The sequence below is a fragment of the Staphylococcus americanisciuri genome (assembly GCF_024814435.1).
Classification (GTDB): Bacteria; Bacillota; Bacilli; order Staphylococcales; family Staphylococcaceae; genus Staphylococcus; species Staphylococcus americanisciuri.
On the sequence record NZ_JANUXY010000003.1, the window covers coordinates 104,643 to 128,887 of the forward strand.

Consider the following 24,245-nt stretch of genomic DNA (forward strand, 5'->3'; position numbering starts at 1 on the left):
CAGCTCAAAAAACACACCTTATTCGAACGATATATCGAACAAGGTGTGTTTGATTTTTATAGTTTCAATTCATCTTTGTCTAGCTTATGATACCCACGCATAAAGAAGAGTAGTCCCATAAAGCCTAGGAATAGAAAACCAATAATAACAGAAACGCGTGTTTCACCATTGATTAACATTCCTAACAACACCAATAATAAAAAGCCAATTGTTAAATAGTTCGTAAATGGTGCAAGTGGCATTTTGAAAGGATGATTTTCAACCTTTTCAGGGAACTTCTTACGGAATTGAATATGACTAAATAAAATCATAAACCATGGAATCATCCCTGGTAAAATTGATGCACTGTACACATAAACGAAAATACTTTCAGAGCCTTCGATAACTAGAGGCAGTAAAACGTTTAAAATAACACCGATAAAAATACCAATTGATACGGCTAATACGGTATAAAATGGCACACCGTTACGCATTACTTTTGTGAAAACTTTTGGCAGCTGACCTTGTTGTGCCAATGTAAAAATCATACGACTTGAACTAAAGATACCTGAGTTACAGCCTGACATTGCTGCGGTAATAACAACAAAGTTAATCAAACCAGCCGCAATCGTAATCCCTACCTTCGCAAATGTTGCTACGAACGGTGAACCAATGCCGTGCAATTCGTCCCATGGATACACTGTTACGATAACAAAAATCGCACCGATATAGAAAATTAAAATACGCCAAATGACACCATTGACTGCTTTCTTAATATTCTTTTGAGGATCTTTCGTTTCCCCTGCTGTAATACCAATCAATTCAACACCCTGATATGAACCGATAACGATAGATAAAGCAAAGAAAAAGCCTAACCAACCATTCGGGAAGAAGCCGCCATGTTTCGTTAAGTTACCCAAACCAATTGGCTCTCCTCCATTCCCTAAACCGAAGAAGATTAATCCGAACCCTGCGATAATCATTAAGATAATTGTGACAATCTTAATCATTGCAAACCAGAATTCAAATTCACCAAAGGCCTTAACTGATATAGCATTGGCTGCAGTTAAAATAACAATAACAATAATACCTGGAATCCATGATGGCAATTCTGGCCACCAAAACTTCATGTATTCACCAACTGCGATAACTTCGGACATCCCTACAACAAGCCATTGGAAAATATTTGCCCACGCTGTAACATAACCTGCTACAGGATGTAAGTAATCTGTCGCATAGTTCGCAAATGAGCCAGTTGTTGGATATAAATAGACCATTTCACCCATTGCACGCATAACTAGAAATAAAAACAACCCAGCTAATAAATAGGCAAAAATAACAGAAGGTCCTGTCCATGCAATCGTACTCGATGCCCCCATAAACAAGCCCACACCGATTGTTCCACCTAGTGCAATCATTTGAATTTGTCGAGAGCTTAACCCTCTGTGTAATTGATTATCTTCCATGACAATCACCATCTCCTTGATAACCCCTAATTTTGAAAGTGTGTAAACTTTTCTCCGTTATTATACTATATTTTCTTAATGGTTAAAGGAAAATTTTAAATTGTGAGTCAATTATCTTTTAATAACTTTTCATTTACATATAAAAATCCCATCAATAGATACATTTTTCTTTTATTTAGACATTCATGCCCATCTTTTCATTTATATGGATACTTCTCTCTTTATATAGCATTGACTCAATATTATTTATTTGAACATAAATATTATTTTAAAGATAAATGTCATTGGTTTGACACAGAATGTTTTTGTGAATTGATTCACATTAACGCTGTAAAAGGTTATACTAGTTTTTATTATAGAGAGAAAGGAACCGTGTCACATGAATGATACAAATATTAAATGGGATACGATTTTTTACGGTCGTAAATGGGTCTCCAATATTATAGAGACCATTCAAAAGAAAGATATACTTCATAGTTTCTACCTCAAAAGGTATTTAATGCGTGCCATGATGGCTGGATTTATTATTAGTATTATTTCCGCCTTTGTCCTCATGGTCAAAACTACCTTTGCTCCAGACGTTCCAATGGGTGTCGTTAATATGATTGGCTCAATCACTTTCAGCTTTGCACTGGTGCTCATCTTATTCACCAATTCAGAGCTACTGACCAGTAACTTTATGTACTTTACAGTCGGCTTATATTATCACCTCATTCGTCCTATGCGCGTATTAAATATTTTTCTACTTTGCTTTTTTGGAAATATTGCTGGTGCTTTCATCTTCTTTGCAATTTTACGCTGTAGTGATGTTATGTCACCGGATATGATTGCAATGTTGGATCACATGGTACATACAAAAACGGAAACCTATAACTTCCAAAATATACTTGTACGTGCAATTTTTGCCAACTTCTTCATCAATATTGCACTGGTTATTGCCATGCAAATAGAAGACGTTTTTGCTAAAATGTTTGTCATGATGTTCGGGGTAACAATCTTTGCCTTTATGGGCTTTGAACACGTTGTCTACAATGCATCACTTTTTGTTGGTCAATTATTTTATAACCCTACGTCAATTCATGCATTGGGCGCTATCAAAAATATTGCGGCAGCCTTTATCGGTAACTATATCGGTGGTGGACTCATTATCGGGCTGTTCTATGCTTATTTAAATGATCATGGTCAATTTGAAACAATCAAAAAAGCCAATAAATCTCAAAAACTCACTAAGTAGTTTTTATAGCCTTATGTTATACTAAACTATAATTATTTTAGTATACGGAGGCTATCATGGAACGCACACAATGGTATAGAGGTTTGATTATCTCATTATTTCTTGGCATTCTGTTCTTTGGCGTCAACTTCATGTCTCACACAGCACCTGTCAGCGTGATTATTTTCAAGTCGCTCCTTGTAGCATTAACATTCGGCATTCTCTACACACTAACTTTCAGCCTACTCGCGTCTGAGCAACGTCGTTTACAATATGGTGTTCCACTCGTAATCGGCGTTGCACTTGGCGCCTTGGTTGGTATGAGGTTCGAACAACCTATCATTTGTACGCTCATTGGCATTGCTGTCGCCTTGCTTGCTGGTTTTGTCTATGGTCACATCAAAGGAGGTCGCTAATATGTCAAAACTCGGCATCATTCTCATTGTTCTGCTGATTGTTAGTTTTTTACCAAATATCTATATGCTATATAAGACGAAAAAAGACGGCACTGACAGTCCACGTGTCAAATTGATGGTTGGTATTGATGCACTTCTTGTTGTCTTACTTCTCGCAGCAGTATTATTGCTATCATAAACGTAAAAACCCGTGTCTGTAAGGCTTTACTGAGCCTTATAAACACGGGTTTTATTTAAATAAAAAACAGATACAATATCGTCATACCCATGGCATAGATTACTAAACCAACTGCACAAGACAAGAGGTGTATACGCATTGGAATATGACGCTGTCTTCTAGGTGCAATGACTAAATTACCGACTATAAAACATAAAGGGACAACAACAAATAACATCACTTGTTCAAATGTCATAGGCGTTTTCCTTCAAAGTAACGTTCAATGAGTGTCGTCAAATCGATATCTTGATCTGTCAAAGGCAAATGACTAAAATCACTCGTCTGAGTCATCTGATTCGTATTCACAATAACATCTAGACCCGCACGTACAGCTGCAGTCGCACCTCTCACAGAATCTTCAATCGCCAAACAATAAGCTGGATTATGATTGAGTGCTTGTACTGCCCTTAAATATAAATCTGGCTCAGGTTTCACCGCTTCAACATCTTCTCGACCAACAACAACCGAAATATAATCATTTAACCCAAGTGATTCAATAATTGGTAAAATCGACTTGCGCACACTACTCGTCGCAATCGCCATTGGAATGTGACGTTGCTTCAACTGTTGTAATAATGTTTCAATTCCTGGACGCAACATTAACTGTGCCGCACCTTCATGATGTTCATGATAAAGTTGTTCAACCTTCTCTTCGCCCAATAACGCCACAATATGTTCATGTAACGCTAATGCACGACCACCAATGTTTTCACGATAGAATGCCAATGTTACAGGGGAATGCCCTTCTGCAACTAAATATTTGTTAATGACTTCATACAGATGCTGCTCTGTATCAATCATCGTTCCATCAAAGTCAAATATCACTGCTCGATACATGTATTTAAAGCCTCCTCAATCACTCTATTGCATTTAGTGTATCAGATACAGCCACATAAATCATCGATAGGCTAAATAACGCACTAGTCACATCTAATTTTTCAATAATCATTGCATGCACTTCTACCATGATTTATCTCTCTACAATCGGGTTACTTTCTCCTGCACGCGCAATTGATTTAAAACATTCCATATCATCTGATTTATTGACCATATACAATATCAAATACCTTATCGCATATCCTCAATACAAGACGCCTTTATCTGAATCCAGCACATGTGTCAATTCCCAACAAATATATCATTATCATATCCTCTCACTAAAAATTTTATTTGCTATTGATAACGCATAAATGTCATATCTGTATTTTTCATATAAAAAAACACATCTGTTCTTAATGCTATGACATCGAACAAGATGTGTCTTCTCTCATTTTATTCTACAAAGTCATGACTCACTTCTGCCGTCGCAAATTCATACATAATACCGTTTTGTCGATAATACAATGCTTCAAACCATTTACGATTGATAATACCCGAATGCTGCGCTTGCAAAGTATCGTGCAAAGCCGTCATTTGTTCCAAAGCTACATGATCTGCGACACTCAGCGCATGATGATGTACATAGCCACGGCCAGGTTTCACCACTGGACCGCCTTTCTCAACAACAACGATATCCGTATAATGACCGCTCTCATCTAATGACAACACGCTACCTTCTGATTCTTTATATTCACTATAACCTAATTCATCACGCAAGTAAGTAACTGTCTTAACTGCGTCTTGTACATGAATCTCAATAGGCCCTAAACCAATAATTTGATAGGGTGTCGGAATGTCATTATCCACTGAATGCTGCCAATTATCGGGAATTGTTTGTTGTTCATTATCCATCAACACAAATGATAAATGTTCCGGATCATCAAAAAAGCGTGCGGCGTGCCCTAAATACGACCCACGTGATACTGCGATTCCTGCTTGACGTATACGCTCTTCAAAATAATCAAGACTCTCTTCGCCTTCTACTAACAGTCCAATACGGGCAATCATGTCTGTTCCTTTACGCATTTGTCCAGCGTTAGGCAATTCAAAAAAGGTCAGCAGTGTCCCAACTGACCCTAGATTATTGCCATAAAATAAGTGTACCATGTCGTGATTATCTTGATTGACTGTTTCTTTGACAAGTTTCAAGCCAAGCACTTCTGTATAAAAACGTTTATTCGCATTTTTATCTTTGGTATACATTGAAACATGATGATGACCTTGAATCAATGACATCTTATTCGCCTCCATCATTTCTCCGTTCTATTATCAGCATACCCTAATTAATCATTGTACAAACGTTTGAGCTAGACTGTTGGTAGTAATATGAAGCATACCATTCCTATAATGATAATTGCAGAAGGGAAAGCAAGCGTTTGAATAAAACGCACTTTACTTGATGACAAGTGTGATTGTGCCAACCACGTTTCTAAAGCCACACTAAAAGCTGTTACACTGAGTGTCATCGCAAGCAATAATTGTCCACCATTTTGATATTGTGCTAGAAAACCAAATGCTAACACCAACATCATAAATAACAGAACTAATGTAATAAAATAGCGTTGTAAAACATTTACCATCTTTGTCACGTCCTTTGGTTACTATCAATTCAAAAATAATAGATAACCTATGTTAAATATCATTTTCGCACAACCTAATAATTTTGTAAACCAATAAAAAAGTGTTGAATGACAAATATGTATTAAAGATGTAAACAACAAACATACCACCCAAACCATTACCTAAAAAAGATGGTATGGGATCCTCATTTTTAAGGATTCCATACCACCTAACCCGACTCGTATGAGTAAAAAACATTCTCTACAGCTGACTACTTAGCATTCAATTGCGCTGTTATCTTTTATGCAAGACTGCGCTTTGCCTTGTCAAAACGTTCCGCGCGCTTTGCCCAGTATCGCGCAAGTATAGGTCCTGTGACACAGTGAACGAAACTAAATACCGCCCCTGGTACAGCTGCAAGTGGATTGAAGTGCACTGTCGCTAGTGATGTCGCTAGTGCAGAATTCTGCATGCCCACTTCAATGGATACAGCTTTTTTATCTGGATAATTCAATTTTAGAACATTAGCTAAGAAGTAACCTAAAGCATAACCTAAAACATTATGTGCAATTACTACTGTAAAGATTAAAAGCCCCGTTTCAATAATCAATTCACGACTTCCCGCTACAACTGCACCTAAAATGATAGCAATTGCTATAACAGAAACAAGTGGCAAAATATCTTCACTTTTTTCTGAGAAGCTTTTAAAGAATCTTTGAATTAATAGACCTAATAAGATTGGTATCAATACCACTTTTGTAACTGATGCAAACATACTTAAAAATGATACGTCCATCCATTCTCTTGCAAACAAATACATAAAACTTGGTGTTAAAACCGGTGCTAAAATGGTTGAAATCGATGTAATCGTCACTGATAATGCAACATTCGCTTTAGCAATATAGCTCATTACATTACTCGTTGTTCCACCTGGACAACAACCAACAAGTAAAACACCTATAGCAATATCAGGCGGTAAATGAAATGCTTTAACAATACAGTAAGCTAATAATGGCATAATTGTATATTGCAAAACAACACCTGCTATAACTGGCTTAGGATATTTAAAAACCAACTTAAAATCACTTACTTTAATCGTCAAACCCATCCCTAACATAACAATACCTAATAAATACGGAATCCAGTTCCCGACCCCCGAAAATAATCCTGGTACTGTAAATGCAATCACACTGACGAGCAGTACCCAAATTAAAAATGTTTTTGATGCAAAATGACCAATACGCTGTAACATTAATGACACCCCTTAAATATTTTAATAGTCAGAATATTAGCACATCCAACGTTAGACTACAATACTTCTTTTAGTTTTTCTTGATTCTCTTTTACATTTTAGTATACTTATATCACTTGTTGACGTCATTTCACTTTACAACTGAAGTCCTACTTCTTTTCTAATTAACTCATGCTAAAATAGTATTAACAAATATTTTCAAACGGAGAACTATCATGATGATTGATAAAATAGAATCTTATACTTTTAACATCAAAGACCTTGAACGCCATTCAGTACGACGTCAATTGAAAAAACTACTTGCTATAGTCACATTTCCAACACCGTTTCAATACCATATCATCAAAGAACAAAGCACTTATTTTTTACGCGTACAATTGCCTAAGCAAGCACTTCCTTACTTCGTGAGTTTAATAAGCTTTCATAATTTTTCAATTTATCAACTTGTTCTAACTCGAGATGCGCATACACTGACACCCCTTCAACAAGCAATATCGAATGAGCAGCACTATGAACTCGTTATCGATGGTCTGTCAGATCCGTTTATCAAAGACAAAGTGATTGACGTTTTATCAACCTTTCAATCAGAACGCATTATGTATAACTTTTCGCGTCATCGCTTAAAAGTAACAACAACACCAAAAGTGATGATGGCTTTAATACGATCTCTTGCCACACGCCATGTTGATATCTATTATGCCAGCTTACCACAACGCACACATCAGCATTCACGTATCTCATAGATATCTGTTCACATTCAAAAGCACCTTGGCCACTTTCTAACCAAGGTGCTTTTGGTATGAGTCATTATCACGCTCTAAGTATGCTTGCAGCGTATCGAACATCAATTCAAATCCATGCGCTGTATGATCGTGATATGCTTTCTTCTCTTGCTTATACGCTAAGGTAGAAACACTGCGTAATTTCTTTAAAACACTTGTATAGTGAAATGTCATCTGTGTAATGCCCGGACTGCGCTCTTCAAAATTGACATGAATCACATCAGCTTCATCACTTAATGCAGGCATTTGTATCGTTAGACAAATATGTTCATGTGGCACGAGTCGTTCATACGTGCCCGTCACTTCACGTTCTTTGCCTTGACGCACATCGCGAATTTCATACGTACCACCCTCTGTCGCATCACTATACACAGATACATTTGTTCGTGGTGTCGTCATCAGCCACTGCTTCATCTGATCCGGTTCCACCCATGCATCATAAGCTTTTTCCGGTGTGGTCTTCATCAACCGCACAAGCTCTATTTCAACAGATTCATTTTGCATCTTCTCACTTCCGTTCTAGCTACTAATGCCAAGGTTCATTCTTCTCTATTTTACAAGATAACCTTGCCATTTCATACTTCTACTACTTATCTTTTTTTGGTAAACGGGGCAAGTTGAACATAATAGCTACGATACCACATAAAGCCAACATCATTGGATAAATAGAATATGGCAATAACATCATAGGTGATATACCTGCGACCCCTGCCGCAGCAATCAACTGTGGACTATATGGCAAAATCCCTTGAAAAGCACTACCAAAAATATCCAAAATACTCGCCGATTTGCGAGAATCAATATCATACTCATCTGCAATATCTTTAGCTAAAGGACCTGCCATAATAATCGAAATAGTATTATTCGCTGTTGAAATATCTGCAAGACTTACCAATCCAGCAATACCCAGTTCCGCACCGCGACGTGAATGAATGCGTTGTTTGATAAAATTCAATAGCCATGTTACACCACCATAGTGTTCTACTAAACCGATCATTCCACCAATCAATAATGCAATCATCGCAATATCTTCCATCGCAATGACACCTTCTGATGCAGCAGTTAAAAAGCCTTTCATACCGAATGACCCATCCAGACCACCAATCACGCCTGTTAATGCAATGCCCCCCATCAAAACGATAACGACATTCACGCCTAACAACGCCAAAATCAATACAAATAAATACGGAATGACTTTGATCATATTGTAATCATAGCTTGCGGCTTCATTGATTTGGTTACCCTGTGTGAGCCACCACAAAATAACAAGCGTCGCTAATGCGCCAGGAACGACAATCCGAAAATTGACTTTAAATTTATCTGCCATGCGCGTATTTTGAGTGCGTACTGCCGCAATCGTAGTATCAGAAATCATGGACAAATTATCGCCAAACATGGCGCCACCAACAACAGTTGCCATCGCTAATGCAGCTGAAATATCGGTAGCTTCACTAATCCCAAAACCAACTGGCGCAATCGCAGCTACTGTACCAACGGATGTTCCCATTGATATGGAAATAAACATACATATAATAAAAATACCGACAATTAAATAATGTTGTGGAATCAGAGATAATCCTAAGCTCACAATAGATGATACACCACCCATTGCTTTCGCAGTTTGTGAAAAAGCGCCGGCTAGCACGAATACCAACATCATTAAGATGATATTGGGATGTCCTGCTTTACGCGCAAATACTTCTACTTTATGTGTGAATTTTTCTTTAGGATTCATCACTAACGCAACGATAACACCGATTAACGCAGCTACGTTAAGTGGTAAAAAGCTAAAATCTTTGGTTATAATGCCTGCACCTAAAAACAACCCGATAAAAACAATTAACGGTATAAGTGCCCATGCGTTTTCTCTCTCTGTTTTTTGCATTGTTAATACTCCTTTATAAATTAAATGACGGTTATAACAACGGCAAACACATATTTACAACATGCTTGCTGTTACATTATCCATCACAAATGTTATATCTCATGACTCGTATTCTTTTAATAGACGCTCTACAAAGTTTACAAAATACAATGGGGCTTTGTCGAGTATTGCTTCATTGGGTGCATATTTTGGATGATGTAATGGATATTCACTATCAGATCCTATCATCGCAAAATGAATAGGCGCAATCTGTCGGTAAGCAGCAAAATCTTCACCAATCATCTGTGCACGTGGTTGTTGTTGTACGTCATAACCCGTCTCTTTAGCAACCTGCCAAGCCATATCTTGCAATGTATTGTCGTTATGAACCCCATCTGTTAGACGCTGATAGTCGAGCACAACAGATGCATCGTATTGTAACGCTAGACCTTCACATAACTTCTGCATGCGTACTTCAACTAAATCACGCACTTCAGGTGTTAGCGTGCGCACTGTACCTTCAATCATCCCTTCACTCGGAATAACGTTCCACGTCTCACCGCTATGTACTTGTCCAATCGTCACAACTGCTTCTTCATACGGCGCAACATTTCGGCTTACAATTGTTTGAATACCACTAATCAGTTGGCTCAATATAATTTGAGGATCAACGCCATCTTGTGGCATTGCAGCATGCGCACCAACACCATTAATCTCAATCTTGAAGCAATCAACGTTGGCAGTCATATAACCTGCTTTAGCACGCCATGTCCCAACAGGTAATGTCGGGTCATTATGGAAGCCGACAATTGCCTGTGCGCCTTCTAAAATACCCGTTTCTACCACTGCATCAGCCCCTTGGCTCACTTCTTCAGCTGCTTGAAAAATCAAACGTACACGCCCTGATAACTGTGACTCACGTTCCTTCAATAAAATGGCAGTACCGAGCACTGCAGCCATATGAATATCATGACCACAAGCATGCATCGCTCCTCTTTTCTCAGAGGCATACGGTAAGTTCGTCTGCTCAATAATCGGTAATGCATCGATATCTGAGCGCACAGCAATAATTGTATCGCCGTGTCCAATCTCTGCAATCAGACCTGTTTTCAAGGGGGTATCTAAAACAGTAATCTCATAATTTTGTAAAATTTGACGCAATTGTTTTGTTGTTTCGAATTCTGTATTTGCACATTCCGGCGTACGATGAAAGGCGCGTCGCCATGTTATCAATCGTTCAGTTAATGTCTCCATATTCGTTCAACCCCTTTTAATTAAGTAATAGCATACTGTTTCAATCAACACGCCTAATGCTAATCGCTCGTTATAATTGTCAACTCGAGTGTTAATCGCATAATCACCAAATCGTGCTAGTATTGTGTTTTAATGTTTTAGTGTTTGATTCAAATGCCCTGAATACCACTTGGATACATACTGTTGCTCGTACGATCATCGGACGTTGTCCAACCATTGACTCTGACGAATAATCCTATGATAACATCAACAACCCACATCGCCAAACGGCTTGTTGTGCCATTTAAACACATGAATTTCAGCTGACCTATCAGCACACAACCTGCAAGACTACCGAACAGACCTATCAGCAAATATACAACTGCTAAGTGTCCGTGCAACAACAAAGCTCATGATTGGACTTACACCAGCAGTAAAACTATATGCTATGGCACCTGACAACATTGTTAATGCCACAAGCCACACAGACAATATTGCCATAGTAGTCCTCATAATAAGCTTGCCACCATTCTTGTATAGACCCGTACGCTTTTATCTATGTTGGTTATATTCTATTCTAGCAAACAAATTCAAAAGAAGTCATATAACTATTCAAAAAAATAAAACACGCATGCCTATCATAGTACATACGTGCTTCAGTTATTTATTTTAATGCTAAATCTTTTTTCACAATAATGTTGCCTTCATGAATGACCGTATCTACATGGTTAACGCCATAATGATACGGTATATACGCATGATTTGGTGCATGCCAGATGACAATATTCGCCTTATCTCCTTTGTTAATTGTACCAGCTTCAACAGCCATTGCTTTCGCTGCATTAACTGTTACCGCATTCCAAATCTCATTTGGTGACAATTTTAATTTTAGTGCTGCAATTGCCATTACCATTTGCAAGTTGTTTGTCACACAGCTCCCTGGATTAAAGTCTGTTGCTATCGCTATAGCACCGTTATGCTCTAACATGCCACGCGCATCTGCATAATCATTTTTCCCAAGATAAAACGTTGTTCCTGGCAATAATACTGCTACCGTGTCCGAATCAGACAATTTTGCTTTATCTTTCTCACTTGCTGCAACAAGATGATCTGCTGATATCGCATCTTCCTCGATTGCTAACCCCAATCCACCAAGCGGATCTATCTCATCAGCATGAATTTTCACACGGAATCCTTGTGCTTTTGCTGCTTGCATATATCGTTTCGATGCCTCAATAGAAAATACACCTGTTTCACAAAATATATCCGCAAAGTCAGCAAATTGCTTAACTTCAGGCAGTAAGTCAATCATTTCTTGTAAGAACGCTTCATTCGACGCTGCTTCTTTCGGTACAGCGTGAGGTCCTAAAAACGTATGACGCATTTCAAGACCATATTTTTCTTGAAGGCGATGCGATACTTTCAATTGTTTCAGTTCATTGTCTCTATCCAAACCATAACCACTCTTACTCTCCACCGCTAATACACCATGATGAATCATCGTCAACAAGTCACGCTCTGCTTTATAGAATAGTTCGTCTTCTGTCGCAGTTCTTGTTGCTTCGACTGTTGATAAGATACCGCCACCTCGTTCTAAAATTTCAAGATATGATAACCCCTGACGTTTCAATGCCATCTCATGTTCACGAGATCCCCCATGCACCAGATGAGTATGCGCATCAACTAGCGCTGGTGAGACAACATTATGCGAGGCATCAATAACTTCTGTCGCATGATAAGCATCTGTAAAAGGTCCCGAGTAGACAATTTTGCCATCTTTTACAACGACTGTGCCATTTTCAATAATTGTTAATTCATCAAGTTCTGCTCCTTTTAATGGGCGTTCCGTTGATTTTGGTAGTACTAACTGCTTAATATTTTGAATGATTAAGTCGTTCATTATTTATCCTCACCTTTATTCGTAATCATTGGAATATCTACACCTTTGTGTTGTGCTGTATCAATTGCAATATCATACCCAGCGTCTGCGTGTCTAACAACACCCATACCTGGGTCAGTCGTTAAAACACGTTGTAATCTACGTTCAGCGCGTTCTGTCCCATCTGCCACAACTACCATACCAGCATGTAATGAATAACCCATGCCTACACCGCCACCATGATGCACAGAAATCCAAGAACCTCCTGCTGCTGTATTGATAAGTGCATTTAAGATTGCCCAATCGCCAACTGCATCCGAGCCATCTTGCATTGATTCCGTTTCACGGTTCGGCGATGCAACAGAACCTGCGTCTAAATGGTCACGTCCAATAACAATAGGTGCAGATATTTCTCCTTTGCGCACCAATTCATTAAGTGCTACCCCCATTTTGGCGCGATCACCATAGCCTAGCCAAGCAATGCGTGACGGTAATCCTTGAAAGGCAATCTTCTCAGCTGCCATATCTAACCAACGCATTAATTTTTCATCTTCAGGAAACAATTCACGCATCAATTCATCAGCACGTTCAATGTCTTTTGGATCTCCTGACAGCGCCGCAAAACGGAAAGGACCTTTACCTTCACAGAATAAAGGACGAATATATGCTGGCACAAAACCTGGAAAATCAAACGCATCTGCCAATCCTTCATCAAAAGCAACTTGACGAATATTATTGCCATAATCAAAGGCAATCGCACCTTGTTGTTGAAAAGCTAACATGGCTTCAACATGCTTTTTCATCGACTGTTTAGATAACTTTACATAGCGATCTGGCTCAGTTTCACGCAATGATGCCGCTTCTGATAACGTATATCCCTCAGGCACATAACCATTCAATGGGTCGTGTGCAGACGTCTGATCTGTCACAATATCAATTTTAAATCCCCGTTTTAAAATTTCATGATGTACTTCTGCTGCATTACCTACTAATCCAATCGCTAGCGCTTCTCCATTCTCTTTGGCAGACTGTGCACGTTCAAGCGCCTCGTCTAATGAATACGTAATCATATCGCAATAACGAGTCTCAATTCGTTTTTCAATACGTGTTGGATCGACATCTACACCGATAACCACACCTTCATTCATCGTCACGGCTAAAGGTTGTGCACCTCCCATGCCACCGAGACCAGCTGTCAATGTAATTGTCCCTTTCAATGTGCCACCAAAATGTTGATTGGCAAGTGCTGCAAATGTTTCATACGTTCCTTGGACAATACCTTGTGATCCAATATATATCCAACTCCCCGCAGTCATCTGCCCATACATCATTAAACCTTTACGATCCAGTTCATGAAAATGTTCCCAATTCGCCCATTTAGGTACTAATACGGAATTAGATAATAAAACACGTGGTGCTTCTTCATGTGTTTTAAATACCGCCACTGGTTTACCTGATTGTACAAGCATTGTTTCATCGTTTTCTAATCGACGTAAAGTCTCAACAATCGCATCGAATGCCTCCCAGTTACGTGCTGCTTTACCAATGCCTCCATAAACAACCAATTTATCTGGGTGCTCTGCTACTTCGGGATCCAAGTTGTTGTATAACATGCGTAATACCGCTTCTTGTTCCCATCCCTTACATTCTATATCCATACCCTTTTTAGCTTTGACAATTCTAGACATGCCACATCTCTCCTTTGTTTTAAAAAATAAATAAGCTGATTGGAATTACAATTAACAACGTAAGTACGACACGAATGAACCAGATAGCAACAAGCTTCCACACTGGTATTTTAATCTCAGTCGCTAAAATACACGGTACTAAAGCTGAGAAGAAAATAATCGCTGAAACACTCGTAATAGCCACTACAAATCGCACTTCAATTGCCGCTTTGGTTACCAATAATGATGGTAAGAACATCTCAACGATGGATATCGCTGATGCTTTCGCTAATAATGCTTGATCTGCAATGGGAAATAGATAAACAACTGGATAAAAAATATAACTGAGCCAATCAATAATAGGTGTATAGTCCGCCAATAACAAACCTATAAAACCAATGGATAAAATAGATGGTAAAATGGCAACTGTCATCTCTAAACCTTCTTTAATATTCACCCAGATGTTTTGGATTAATGGCATTGCTTGATGCGACTGCTTTTTGGCTTCTTGCCATGCTGCAGCAACTCGACTGCCGACAACCTTTACTTCTTGTTCACCTTGCTGCCCTCCATAGTATTCCACTGATTCAGTCGAAATCGGTGGCAAATGTGCTGAAATTGCCGTTACGATAAAAGTAATGATCAAACAAAGCCAAAAGTACAGGTTCCAATAATCCATTAAATCTAACGTTCTAGCAACAATGACCATGAATGTTGCAGATACTGTCGAAAATCCAGTTGCGATGATCACTGCTTCTTTCTTGTTATACATACCATCCTTATATACACGATTCGTAATCAACAAGCCCAATGAATAACTACCAACAAACGACGCAACGGCATCAATAGCTGATTTACCAGGTGTTTTAAAAATAGGTCGCATAATCGGCTGCATGAGTACACCAATGAATTCCAACAGTCCATATCCGACAAGCAACGATAGCGCAACTGCACCAATCGGAATCAAGACACTTAAAGGCATCATTAATTTGTCAAATAAGAACGGCCCATAATTGTCACGAAATAAGATAGCAGGACCTATCTTCAATACATACATCACACCCATTATCGCACCTAACACCTTGAACAGAACCAGTATCGCATCTGTTATAGATTTACGATAGTCTTGCCTTTTGAGTGGTAAAATAGCTCCAAGTAAAATCATCAATAAAGCAAGATATGGCATCCCATCTCCTATCAATGACCTAAACCCTAAATGTACGTGGTCGACAAGAATCGTTTCATTATGATTCAATCTGACTGGAATAAAAAAACAAATAATCCCTATCGTACTGTATAACCAGAACCTCCACATCTGCTTGCCCTGCACTTTCTGACTGCTTTGTATTGCCCTTTTTGTTTTCATCACATCACCCCTTTTTTTGCGAGGCATCTACCTAGATTCTGAACTCTAAAAATCACAACAGTATTATCATTCAGAATATTTAGATAAAAGTAAATAAACCTATCTTTTTGTTGTTATATTACATTTTAAGCGCCCTTGCACTTATTATAATATGTTACTATATTGGCAACAAATATAAATAAACTAATTATTTATAACTTTAAACTATAAGTATAGGAGGCTGTTGCTATGAAGATTTTACAACTTGAATACTTTATCGCTGTCGTCAACCACAATAGTTTTACTAAAGCTGCCCAAGCGTTGCACATCAGTCAACCTTCACTCACTACAACTATTAAAAAAATGGAACATGACCTAGGCTATCAGTTGTTACAGCGAAGCACTAAAGAAATCACTATTACAGAAAAAGGCATTCAGTTTTATAATCATGCGCTTTACCTCGTCCAACAATATCACCAAACCATTGAACAAATGTATGACCTAAAACTCAGTCAAACACCTAAGATTAAGATGTCAATTATTGAATCAACAGCTTACTGGGTATCCGATGTAATTCGTCAACACCATCAGCAACACCCTGATCAACATTATCAGATTACTGAAATATTAAACCCAGAAATACTAGCACAAAAGCTGACAAGTTTCGAGCTTCATCTCGGTATCTCTAACGACCCAATTCGTCATGAAGATGTTGTTTCCATTCCTTTATATGAAGAGGATTACGTGTTGCTTGCACCTGATGATGCTTTTGAACAACAAACACCCATTTCAATCAAAGGTTTACCCATTATATTACCGAATAGACCCTATCAAGTGCGCAAACATATCGATGACTATTTTACCCATCTAGAAGAGCCTCCGAATATCGTCATGGAAGTCGAGCGCTTCGGGACAGCGGCTAATTTCGTTCAACAAGGTATGGGATATGCTGTTATCCCACACGTATACTATCAGTCACTTCAGCAACAACATCTACAGCTAAGTGCGCTTTCAATCAAACCAACCATTAAGCGACACATCTACATTAACTTCGCACGAAACCGTCAATACAGCAAACATGTGCGTAATCTCGTTGCAACTTGCCAAAAATATTGGGCTACAGATCAAGATGGAAAAGCACATAATATGATTTATCAATAAAGGAGAAAGTAACTGACCGGCGTGAAATGGAGATTTCACGCCGGTCAGTGTTGGGCGCGCATCGTTTCCGCAGAACGCCCATGATTTCAGTAAAATTTGTAAAGAATATTTTGTTGTCGCCCCTTCAGTTAGCCATTGACTGCTCCTTGTTCAACTTTGTCTAGGAATCAATCTTATTCTTTAAAAGGAAAATGCTTTTTTAGTCATGAATTAAATACGTCAGCATATGCGCAATGAGTTTAGCCGTGCGCTGATCTATATCGTAATTCGGATTCATCTCAGCAATGCTCAATGACGTTACTTTATCCGATTGCAAGATACGCTCGGCCAAAGACAATACGATTGTCGGTGTTAAACCTAATACAGCTGGTGCACTCACACCAGGTGCATAGGCACTATCAATCACATCCATACATATCGTAAAAAGGATCACATCATGCGCATGTATAAAGTTCTCTACTTTATTTTTAATTCGTGGATCAATACGCCCTTTTAACTCATCAGCAAGAACATATTCTGTGCGTGTCTTATCAGCATAATCAAACAAGCTTTGCGTATTGCTCGCTCGTTGAATGCCCAAAACTAAATAATCCAAGCGATCATCTTCCTCTAACATTTGACGAAAACTCGTCCCTGATGTAGAAGACGCTGCACAGCGATTGTCAAAATGTGCGTCGATATTAATCACGCCAATAGACTTCCCTGGATTTGCTGCACGTACACCTAAATATTGTGCATATGCAATATCATGACCACCACCTAATAAAAACGTACGTTGGTGTCTCTGTAATAATTGTGTGACATATTGTCCAAATTCCTGTTGCGTTTCGTATAAGGTCGATGCACAATGTCGTACATTACCATAGTCTATAATCACTTGCTCTGACATAGTAGGTACTGCCGCAAATGCGCCGCGAATCGCATCAGGTCCTTCTTGTGCACCAATACGTCCTTTGTTTAAGGCAACACCTTCATCAACCGCATAGCCAAGTAGCGCAACACTGTCATGCACATCGACATCCTCTGCTAAGTTGCCGAAAACAATCGTTTGAAAATGACGAAACGCCGAACGGTCTGTTTCACTATCTAAGCGCCCTGTCCACAACGACTTCTCTGGTTGTTGATACATGTCTACTCACTCCTTCTTCTTTTTCTCTAGTATACGTTTCTTCATCTATTCATTTCAATATTTCATGGAAAGTGAGACAGGCACATCATGTTTAATTTTTTCACATCTACTCCTTATTCATGCACATACATTATTTATCGATACATCTTTTGTATATCAAGTGCACTACTATTTTATTACAATTAGATGATAAATATTATGAAACAATTTATTTCTCATATCGTTATAGGTATAATGAGGCGTAGATTACGATTGGGAAACATATGCATCGTGTGCTTGTCTTCTTTATCAATAGTTCTAATGCTTCATTGTGGTTCTTTTTTAGAATAATGATTTTAATATTTCAAGACACACTATCTTTAGCTTCTCAGTTGATATGCTAAAAATATACTGATTCGTATTGATTACTATTAGCGAACTTTAAACGGAGGATTAAATATGAAACAATCGCGTATATCAGGCTTTCAATGGGCGATATCGATTTTTGTTTTCTTTGTCATCGCCTATGCAAGCCCTTTGATTTTACAAGATTTCCAAAAAGCTTCCGGGCTCAAACCTTTTGTCTTTATGCTTAATAGCTTAGGACCTTTTATTGCTGCATTAATCTGTTTGCTTATCTTCAAACATAAGCGTGAGCAACTCTCAGGTCTGAAACTGACAATAAATCTTAAAGTCATCGAACGCCTATTGCTTGCAGTGACGTTACCAATGATTATTTTTATCGGCGGTATGTATATGTTCAATACATATGCTGATAGCTTTATTCTATTACAATCAAAAGATTTATCTGAAACAATCTGGACTATTTTGATTGGTCATTTATTGATGGCCTTCTTCATTGAATTTGGCTTCCGTTTGTATTTATTTAACCTTGTTGAGTCTAAAATCCCACACTTCTTTGCCAATATCTTTGTGAGCTTTTTGTACCTCATCTGGGATATTAATACATCTTTCGGTATGCCATACACCATGTACAGTGCGATTTATGTCTTTGCATTCTCTATGATTATAGGCGAACTTATTCGTGGCACAGGTGGGCGTGCTATCTACATTGTCACGGTATTCCATGCAACTATGACTTTCGCCAAAGTCTTCTTCTTTAGTGAAGAGCTGGGGGATGTCTTCTCAATGAAGGTACTTGCGTATTCAACTGCAGCCGTTGCAGTAGTTGTTGTAACACTCGGCCTCTTTGCTAGTATCATTCATTACTTCCAGCGTAAACGCCAAGAGAAGTCTACAGCTACGACTGAAACAAAAGTTGTGTCAACCGACCAGCCGATTACAGATACCGAAGAAAAAGTAACGGATACACCGACTAAGCCTGATGAAACTAACAATGAAGTAACATCTGATAAAATGGTAGACGGTGAAAATGTCATATCCCCAACATCTGAAAATTCAACTGATAAGGTTGAACCTGACTCTGACACAACTAACAAACAGCCAATTAACCGAAATATCCATAGAACCTAGTTTAAAAAGGAGTGTGACAAGAATCTTTTTAGAAAAATGAGATTCCTGTCACACTCCCTCTTTTTAGTGATGTAATACTTTGACGCCTTGCTGTGTCCCTACAATTGCTTCCGTTGCTAAATCTAAAAAGTATCCTGTTTCTAGAACACCTGTTAAATGAATCAAAAATTCATGAAACGCATATGGATCTGTCTGCTGTGCTAAATGAACATCCAAAATATAATTGCCATTATCTGTCACAAGCGGCTCCCCATCAACCATACGTCGTGTTACTTCACCTTCGATATGTGCGGCAATACGCTTCATCACTAATCGCCAGTTAAAACAATCCACCTCAACGGGAAGTTTAAAAGTCTGACCTAAATAGTCAACTAACTTCGTCTCATCTGCTAACACAACGAATTCTGTCGCCATTTCATCAATGACCTTTTCACGGAATAATGCTGCGCCACCGCCTTTAATCAAATTCAACTGTGGATCAATCTCATCTGCACCATCAATCGCCAAATCAATATGTGTCGCATCATTCACATGTATCACTGGAATATGTAAAGCTTTGGCTTGCGCTTCTGTACGTTCAGATGTACAAACACCAATGATTTGATAATTTTGGTCATTCACAAGCTTTCCAATCTCTGGTACCAGTAATTCAATGGTACTCCCTGTCCCTATTCCCAATACCATACCATCTTTAATTCGTGAAACGGCTTCGTCTAAAGTCATCAGCTTTAATTGTTTTGTGTCCATGTCATCCTCCTTTATTCCAAGTCTTCCTCAAAAATAAAAACACTTTCTACAGGCACATTAAAAACACGCGCAATTTTCATAGCTGTCACAACAGATGGCACTAATTCCTTACGCTCTATTAATGAAATAGTCTGACGTGAAACCCCTATTTTTTGTGCAAGCTGTGTTTGATTATAACCATCTCTTGCTCTCAATTCTTTCAGTCGATTGCGCATCTTGTCACCTCTTTCATTCTTATCCAACTTCATCTCAAACTACCCAACGCCTTGATTGCAACCACACCTATTTATTTTACTTTAAGCTGATACGTTGTTTTTGAATAGAAAGGCGTATTCGCTCGTAAAATAGATGCAGCCTTATCTCCAAAAATATTAATATCATTCGGCAAACTTTGCGTTTCAATCGTAATGCCTGAATGTGGTTTATAAATATTCATTTGATGTTCCCAATCTCCTGGTGTGTTAAAAGTATATAAAACCATTTGGGGCATGTCAGTTGTCACATGAAGTTCATAATCACGATTCGATACAATCAGTTTACCTTCTGCAACTTCAAATGGATGATCCAAGCCCCCCACCTTGGCAATTTGTTGCGCTATGTCTGGTTCTGTTGATGTGAAGAGTGTATCAAGTGTAACTGCCTTTGTACCAAACATTTCCACCAAGTCGATAGTTTCCAACTCAGGCATTCCTGACTCATCTAACGGAAACATTTGTAGCTTATCACTCATAATTTGATGGTTGTCTACCACTTTATTGTCACGATTCAAATTGAAATATACATGATTGGTTGGATTGAATAGGGTATCTGCTGTCGCTTCAGCAAAATACTCTATCGTCCATGTATTCGTCACATCATACGTATAAACAACCTTCACATCCATATTACCCGGGAAATCATCCTCTGCACTGCACATTTGCGTTGTAAATACCACTTGAACTTGATCGTCTCCCTCGACTACTTCATAATCAAATAGCCTTTGCCACATACCATTGCATCCACCATGCAAATGATGTGGCGTATCATTTTGTTCAACTTGATATGCTCGACCATTTATTGTGAACTGTCCGTCCGCAATACGCCCTGCATAACGCCCTATCGCTGCACCAAAAAAGAATGGATGTGTGGGATAAAACTCATCTGCTTCTACCGCATTACCCAGTACAATATTATTATCATCGACTTGCCAACTAATAATACTCGCAGCATAATTTGTAAAAACAATTTTCCCTTGCTTTGTACTAATCTTAATCAATTCAATACCATTGGTTTGTTGTTCAATAATGACATGCATTCAGCATCGTACTCCTTTTCGCTCCTCAACCCCTCGATGGTAGAATCATCACTAACACACCTATTACACAAATAACTGCGCCAATAATGTCAAACTTATCTGGTGGCTCTTTGTCTACCCAATACGCCCACAACAGACTCATTACAATAAACACACCACCATATGCTGCATAGACACGACCAAATGTTGGGAAGGTTTGCAGCGTTGCAACGATACCATATAGGATTAATACAGCGCCCCCCAAGAAACCTAGCCACATCGATTGATCATCTCGCAGCCATAACCATATGAGGTAACCACCACCGATTTCGCACAGACCAGCTAACACAAATATCACTGTCGCATACACAAAAGTCATTCAATCACCTCATATTATTTACTTTTATTATATCAGCTTCTGCGTATTTGGAATATCCTGAAATAACAAGACACTCGAAAATGCCTCTTGTTAGGCAATCACGAGTGTCGATACTTCAACTTATTTATTACTTATTAATTGTGACGTTCTTTTTGAAAAGCTCGCTTGAATGAAGCAACAATACCTTTTTCAAAAGTCAATACCGCATTTTTGTATGTTTTCGCAGCTAACCAAGCTAATACAAAGATTAAAACAATATGAATAATAACGGCTATGACACCTTCCATCGTTGGTGTACTTTCTAGTGACAAGCGTGTCACTGTCACAAACGGTGAAAAGAATGGCACATAACTCATTACGCGTACAATGATATGATCTGGATTCGCTGCACCAAAGATACTACAGTAAAATGCCGCAAGCATTAGAATCGTCATAGGCATAATTGATTGCGAAATATCTTCAATACGTGTTGTCATGTTACCAAGTATCGCAGCTAAAATAATATATGCAACAATACTTAACACGAAGAAAACAAGACTGAATATCAATAAACGCATTAAGAGGGGCGTCCATTCAAAGTCGATTTGCTCAAGCTTTTGATGTAAATCAAATACGTAGAAACTTGCAATTATCGCCACCCCTAAAATTACCAACTGTGTGAAAGCAACAGCGATAACACTTAACACCTTAGATGCGATGTGTGTAACGGGTTTAACGCTGGTAATAATCATTTCAGAAACACGTGATGTCTTTTCTGTTGCCACTTCCATCGCCACTTGGTTCGCATAATTAATCACGATAAAGAACATTATAACATTAACAGCTGATACCATAATGTTTGCCAAGAAGTCTTCCATCTCAGACTCATCACTATCACCATCTTTATTCTTATTGCCAATTAGTTTATCTGTCACTTGGCTCTCAGCTTGTAGCTGTTGTAATTCTGTTGGTGATAAATCAAGACTTTGCGCAATCATCCCTTTTTGTACTTGTGATAACAATGTTTGCCAAGCCATTTTATCTTTATCTGACACATGCTTATTATCTACCAATGTCCCTTTTAGCTGCTGTTGTTGATTCTGTGTCACTTCCACAAAATAATCAACTTTATCTTTTTTCAGTGCTTGCTCTGCTTGTTCCTTAGACAAATGTTGATATTTGACTTTTTTATCAATGGCTTGCCCTTGTGCTTTAATCGTGTCATACAATGTATCATTTTTAGTGACAATTGCTACTTGATGACTATCATCATCGTCGCCATTGAATAAATCGACAATTTTATCTATATTTGCCATACCAACAATTAACAATATCATTAAAAGCGTAGTAATTAGAAAAGACTTAGTTTTAACCTTCTTTAAATATGTCAGTCGAAATGTTGCCCAAAACTTAGACATGTTGCTCACCTACCTTTTGAATAAAAATCTCATTAATAGTCGGTTCTAGAACTTGGAAACGACGGACAAAACCTTTTTGTTGGATGTATTCAAATATTGTAGATGCAACTGCCACATCATCGATCGTCAATATCGTTGTTGCCCCCTGTTGATCATACTTCACAACACCTGGTAATGTCGCAAGCTCAGATACATCATAGTCCGCTTCAATTGCTACTCGTTTATAACCAAACGCTTCTTTAACTTCTTGAATTGCACCTTGAACGACCATTTTACCCGCATTCAAAATACATATATCATCACAAAGTTCTTCTATATGTTCCATGCGATGTGAACTGAAGATGATTGTAGCACCCTTTGCATTCAATTCTTTAACAGCACTTTTCAGCAACTCAACATTGACTGGATCTAAACCACTAAACGGCTCGTCTAAAATTAACAGTTTCGGTTCATGTATAATACTTGCCAATAGCTGAATCTTCTGTTGATTCCCTTTTGAAAGTGACTCAATCTTTTTATCTTTATTTTCAGTCACTTCAAAACGGGCAAGCCATTCATCAATCGCTGCCTTAATCGCTTTCGGTTTCATTCCCTTTAAAGTGGCAAGATATGTCAATTCTTCATTGACAGTAAGTTTTGGATGTAAACCACGCTCTTCAGGTAAATATCCAATAACATCATACAATTCCGATGTAATCGGCTGTCCATTGTATGTAATACGTCCTTCTGTAGGTTCCATCAAACCCAAAATCATACGGAAGCTTGTCGTTTTTCCTGCACCATTACGCCCAAGGAATCCTAGCATTTTCCCCTTTTCTAATGTTAGGTTGATGTCATCAACAGCTGTAAAGTCTTGAAATTTTTTAGATACGTGCTCAATATTCAATGACATATTGTTACCTCCATTTGTTTAGTCATTCTCATTATAACCAAA

The 24,245-nt window shown here is 38.4% G+C and carries 26 protein-coding genes; 6 read left to right on the forward strand and 20 right to left on the reverse strand.

What is annotated here, in order from left to right; all coding sequences use genetic code 11:
- Positions 1-56: 56 nt before the first annotated feature.
- Complete coding sequence (locus NXS11_RS03965) at positions 57-1,445, reverse strand: amino acid permease (protein ID WP_259199146.1); 1,389 nt, start codon at positions 1,443-1,445, stop codon at positions 57-59.
- 379 nt (positions 1,446-1,824) lie between these two features.
- Here NXS11_RS03965 and NXS11_RS03970 point away from each other — a divergent pair, with 379 nt between their 5' ends.
- Genes NXS11_RS03970 through NXS11_RS03980 form a run of 3 tightly spaced genes read left to right on the forward strand, consistent with a single transcriptional unit; the run spans position 1,825 to position 3,252 of the window.
- Positions 1,825-2,679 (forward strand): formate/nitrite transporter family protein, encoded by an 855-nt coding sequence (locus NXS11_RS03970; RefSeq protein WP_259199147.1) that lies wholly within the window; start codon positions 1,825-1,827, stop codon positions 2,677-2,679.
- A gap of 56 nt (positions 2,680-2,735) precedes the next feature.
- The gene (locus NXS11_RS03975) at positions 2,736-3,074 is read left to right on the forward strand and encodes a hypothetical protein (RefSeq protein WP_259199148.1); all 339 of its coding nucleotides are present in this window, start codon (positions 2,736-2,738) and stop codon (positions 3,072-3,074) included.
- A 1-nt stretch (position 3,075) separates the two neighbouring features.
- Complete coding sequence (locus NXS11_RS03980) at positions 3,076-3,252, forward strand: hypothetical protein (RefSeq protein WP_259199364.1); 177 nt, start codon at positions 3,076-3,078, stop codon at positions 3,250-3,252.
- Positions 3,253-3,307: 55 nt separating this feature from the next.
- Here the strand turns inward: NXS11_RS03980 and NXS11_RS03985 are convergent, their stop codons facing one another.
- From NXS11_RS03985 to NXS11_RS04005, 5 genes are all read right to left on the reverse strand, one after another.
- Positions 3,308-3,487, reverse strand: coding sequence for a hypothetical protein (locus tag NXS11_RS03985; RefSeq protein ID WP_259199149.1), 180 nt, complete (start codon positions 3,485-3,487; stop codon positions 3,308-3,310).
- On the reverse strand, positions 3,484-4,128 hold the full coding sequence (locus NXS11_RS03990) for an HAD family hydrolase (protein WP_259199151.1): 645 nt from the start codon (positions 4,126-4,128) through the stop codon (positions 3,484-3,486). Before NXS11_RS03990 ends, NXS11_RS03985 begins: the two co-directional genes overlap by 4 nt.
- Before the next feature lie 435 nt (positions 4,129-4,563).
- Complete coding sequence (locus tag NXS11_RS03995) at positions 4,564-5,406, reverse strand: VOC family protein (RefSeq protein ID WP_259199152.1); 843 nt, start codon at positions 5,404-5,406, stop codon at positions 4,564-4,566.
- Between the two features lie 71 nt (positions 5,407-5,477).
- On the reverse strand, positions 5,478-5,750 hold the full coding sequence (locus NXS11_RS04000; RefSeq protein WP_259199154.1) for a hypothetical protein: 273 nt from the start codon (positions 5,748-5,750) through the stop codon (positions 5,478-5,480).
- Between the two features lie 281 nt (positions 5,751-6,031).
- A complete protein-coding gene (locus NXS11_RS04005) occupies positions 6,032-6,982 on the reverse strand; it encodes a bile acid:sodium symporter family protein (RefSeq protein ID WP_259199156.1) in 951 nt (316 codons plus the stop codon).
- 215 nt (positions 6,983-7,197) lie between these two features.
- Here NXS11_RS04005 and NXS11_RS04010 point away from each other — a divergent pair, with 215 nt between their 5' ends.
- On the forward strand, positions 7,198-7,725 hold the full coding sequence (locus tag NXS11_RS04010; RefSeq protein WP_259199157.1) for a hypothetical protein: 528 nt from the start codon (positions 7,198-7,200) through the stop codon (positions 7,723-7,725).
- 36 nt (positions 7,726-7,761) lie between these two features.
- Here NXS11_RS04010 and NXS11_RS04015 read toward each other — a convergent pair whose 3' ends face one another.
- The 7 genes from NXS11_RS04015 to NXS11_RS04045 form a co-directional block, all read right to left on the reverse strand.
- Positions 7,762-8,268: an SRPBCC family protein gene (locus NXS11_RS04015; RefSeq protein WP_259199159.1), complete on the reverse strand. Its 507-nt coding sequence runs from the start codon at positions 8,266-8,268 to the stop codon at positions 7,762-7,764.
- 82 nt (positions 8,269-8,350) lie between these two features.
- Positions 8,351-9,649 (reverse strand): Na+/H+ antiporter NhaC family protein, encoded by a 1,299-nt coding sequence (locus tag NXS11_RS04020; RefSeq protein WP_259199161.1) that lies wholly within the window; start codon positions 9,647-9,649, stop codon positions 8,351-8,353.
- A 99-nt stretch (positions 9,650-9,748) separates the two neighbouring features.
- A complete protein-coding gene (locus NXS11_RS04025) occupies positions 9,749-10,882 on the reverse strand; it encodes an amidohydrolase (protein WP_259199163.1) in 1,134 nt (377 codons plus the stop codon).
- A gap of 149 nt (positions 10,883-11,031) precedes the next feature.
- Positions 11,032-11,262: a hypothetical protein gene (locus tag NXS11_RS04030; RefSeq protein WP_259199165.1), complete on the reverse strand. Its 231-nt coding sequence runs from the start codon at positions 11,260-11,262 to the stop codon at positions 11,032-11,034.
- A 263-nt stretch (positions 11,263-11,525) separates the two neighbouring features.
- Positions 11,526-12,761: an imidazolonepropionase gene (gene hutI / locus NXS11_RS04035; protein ID WP_259199166.1), complete on the reverse strand. Its 1,236-nt coding sequence runs from the start codon at positions 12,759-12,761 to the stop codon at positions 11,526-11,528.
- Positions 12,761-14,428: a urocanate hydratase gene (gene hutU, locus NXS11_RS04040; RefSeq protein ID WP_308445701.1), complete on the reverse strand. Its 1,668-nt coding sequence runs from the start codon at positions 14,426-14,428 to the stop codon at positions 12,761-12,763. Before hutU ends, hutI begins: the two co-directional genes overlap by 1 nt.
- A gap of 19 nt (positions 14,429-14,447) precedes the next feature.
- Positions 14,448-15,773: a YjiH family protein gene (locus NXS11_RS04045; protein WP_259199168.1), complete on the reverse strand. Its 1,326-nt coding sequence runs from the start codon at positions 15,771-15,773 to the stop codon at positions 14,448-14,450.
- Positions 15,774-16,001: 228 nt separating this feature from the next.
- On the opposite strand from NXS11_RS04045, the gene NXS11_RS04050 reads away from it, so the two are divergent.
- On the forward strand, positions 16,002-16,913 hold the full coding sequence (locus NXS11_RS04050; RefSeq protein ID WP_259199170.1) for a LysR family transcriptional regulator: 912 nt from the start codon (positions 16,002-16,004) through the stop codon (positions 16,911-16,913).
- Between the two features lie 199 nt (positions 16,914-17,112).
- On the opposite strand, the gene hutG is transcribed toward NXS11_RS04050, so the two are convergent.
- Positions 17,113-18,042 carry a formimidoylglutamase gene (hutG, locus tag NXS11_RS04055; protein ID WP_259199172.1) on the reverse strand — a complete coding sequence of 310 codons (930 nt, stop codon included), beginning with the start codon at positions 18,040-18,042 and terminating at the stop codon, positions 17,113-17,115.
- Between the two features lie 438 nt (positions 18,043-18,480).
- Here hutG and sdpC point away from each other — a divergent pair, with 438 nt between their 5' ends.
- The gene (gene sdpC / locus NXS11_RS04060; RefSeq protein WP_259199173.1) at positions 18,481-19,515 is read left to right on the forward strand and encodes a peptidoglycan release complex CPBP-like subunit SdpC; all 1,035 of its coding nucleotides are present in this window, start codon (positions 18,481-18,483) and stop codon (positions 19,513-19,515) included.
- Between the two features lie 63 nt (positions 19,516-19,578).
- Here sdpC and rpiA read toward each other — a convergent pair whose 3' ends face one another.
- The 6 genes from rpiA to NXS11_RS04090 all read right to left on the reverse strand — a co-directional run bounded on the left by rpiA (position 19,579) and on the right by NXS11_RS04090 (position 24,203).
- A complete protein-coding gene (rpiA, locus tag NXS11_RS04065; protein WP_259199175.1) occupies positions 19,579-20,262 on the reverse strand; it encodes a ribose 5-phosphate isomerase A in 684 nt (227 codons plus the stop codon).
- An 11-nt stretch (positions 20,263-20,273) separates the two neighbouring features.
- Complete coding sequence (locus NXS11_RS04070) at positions 20,274-20,477, reverse strand: helix-turn-helix transcriptional regulator (protein ID WP_259199176.1); 204 nt, start codon at positions 20,475-20,477, stop codon at positions 20,274-20,276.
- 71 nt (positions 20,478-20,548) lie between these two features.
- The gene (locus NXS11_RS04075; RefSeq protein ID WP_259199177.1) at positions 20,549-21,556 is read right to left on the reverse strand and encodes an aldose epimerase family protein; all 1,008 of its coding nucleotides are present in this window, start codon (positions 21,554-21,556) and stop codon (positions 20,549-20,551) included.
- A 25-nt stretch (positions 21,557-21,581) separates the two neighbouring features.
- Entirely contained in the window at positions 21,582-21,914 is a 333-nt protein-coding gene (locus NXS11_RS04080) for a YnfA family protein (protein WP_259199178.1), read from the reverse strand.
- 134 nt (positions 21,915-22,048) lie between these two features.
- Positions 22,049-23,311: an ABC transporter permease gene (locus tag NXS11_RS04085; protein WP_259199179.1), complete on the reverse strand. Its 1,263-nt coding sequence runs from the start codon at positions 23,309-23,311 to the stop codon at positions 22,049-22,051.
- The gene (locus tag NXS11_RS04090) at positions 23,304-24,203 is read right to left on the reverse strand and encodes an ABC transporter ATP-binding protein (RefSeq protein WP_259199180.1); all 900 of its coding nucleotides are present in this window, start codon (positions 24,201-24,203) and stop codon (positions 23,304-23,306) included. Before NXS11_RS04090 ends, NXS11_RS04085 begins: the two co-directional genes overlap by 8 nt.
- Positions 24,204-24,245 lie beyond the last annotated feature (42 nt).

Coding starts and splice junctions, on each gene's coding strand:
- NXS11_RS03965 (WP_259199146.1), bottom strand. CDS start 1,445: ATGGAAGATAATCAATTACACAGAGGGTTAAGCTCTCGACAAATTCAA.
- NXS11_RS03970 (WP_259199147.1), top strand. CDS start 1,825: ATGAATGATACAAATATTAAATGGGATACGATTTTTTACGGTCGTAAA.
- NXS11_RS03975 (WP_259199148.1), top strand. CDS start 2,736: ATGGAACGCACACAATGGTATAGAGGTTTGATTATCTCATTATTTCTT.
- NXS11_RS03980 (WP_259199364.1), top strand. CDS start 3,076: ATGTCAAAACTCGGCATCATTCTCATTGTTCTGCTGATTGTTAGTTTT.
- NXS11_RS03985 (WP_259199149.1), bottom strand. CDS start 3,487: ATGACATTTGAACAAGTGATGTTATTTGTTGTTGTCCCTTTATGTTTT.
- NXS11_RS03990 (WP_259199151.1), bottom strand. CDS start 4,128: ATGTATCGAGCAGTGATATTTGACTTTGATGGAACGATGATTGATACA.
- NXS11_RS03995 (WP_259199152.1), bottom strand. CDS start 5,406: ATGTCATTGATTCAAGGTCATCATCATGTTTCAATGTATACCAAAGAT.
- NXS11_RS04000 (WP_259199154.1), bottom strand. CDS start 5,750: ATGGTAAATGTTTTACAACGCTATTTTATTACATTAGTTCTGTTATTT.
- NXS11_RS04005 (WP_259199156.1), bottom strand. CDS start 6,982: ATGTTACAGCGTATTGGTCATTTTGCATCAAAAACATTTTTAATTTGG.
- NXS11_RS04010 (WP_259199157.1), top strand. CDS start 7,198: ATGATGATTGATAAAATAGAATCTTATACTTTTAACATCAAAGACCTT.
- NXS11_RS04015 (WP_259199159.1), bottom strand. CDS start 8,268: ATGCAAAATGAATCTGTTGAAATAGAGCTTGTGCGGTTGATGAAGACC.
- NXS11_RS04020 (WP_259199161.1), bottom strand. CDS start 9,649: ATGCAAAAAACAGAGAGAGAAAACGCATGGGCACTTATACCGTTAATT.
- NXS11_RS04025 (WP_259199163.1), bottom strand. CDS start 10,882: ATGGAGACATTAACTGAACGATTGATAACATGGCGACGCGCCTTTCAT.
- hutI (WP_259199166.1), bottom strand. CDS start 12,761: ATGAACGACTTAATCATTCAAAATATTAAGCAGTTAGTACTACCAAAA.
- hutU (WP_308445701.1), bottom strand. CDS start 14,428: ATGTCTAGAATTGTCAAAGCTAAAAAGGGTATGGATATAGAATGTAAG.
- NXS11_RS04045 (WP_259199168.1), bottom strand. CDS start 15,773: ATGAAAACAAAAAGGGCAATACAAAGCAGTCAGAAAGTGCAGGGCAAG.
- NXS11_RS04050 (WP_259199170.1), top strand. CDS start 16,002: ATGAAGATTTTACAACTTGAATACTTTATCGCTGTCGTCAACCACAAT.
- hutG (WP_259199172.1), bottom strand. CDS start 18,042: ATGTATCAACAACCAGAGAAGTCGTTGTGGACAGGGCGCTTAGATAGT.
- sdpC (WP_259199173.1), top strand. CDS start 18,481: ATGAAACAATCGCGTATATCAGGCTTTCAATGGGCGATATCGATTTTT.
- rpiA (WP_259199175.1), bottom strand. CDS start 20,262: ATGGACACAAAACAATTAAAGCTGATGACTTTAGACGAAGCCGTTTCA.
- NXS11_RS04070 (WP_259199176.1), bottom strand. CDS start 20,477: ATGCGCAATCGACTGAAAGAATTGAGAGCAAGAGATGGTTATAATCAA.
- NXS11_RS04075 (WP_259199177.1), bottom strand. CDS start 21,556: ATGCATGTCATTATTGAACAACAAACCAATGGTATTGAATTGATTAAG.
- NXS11_RS04080 (WP_259199178.1), bottom strand. CDS start 21,914: ATGACTTTTGTGTATGCGACAGTGATATTTGTGTTAGCTGGTCTGTGC.
- NXS11_RS04085 (WP_259199179.1), bottom strand. CDS start 23,311: ATGTCTAAGTTTTGGGCAACATTTCGACTGACATATTTAAAGAAGGTT.
- NXS11_RS04090 (WP_259199180.1), bottom strand. CDS start 24,203: ATGTCATTGAATATTGAGCACGTATCTAAAAAATTTCAAGACTTTACA.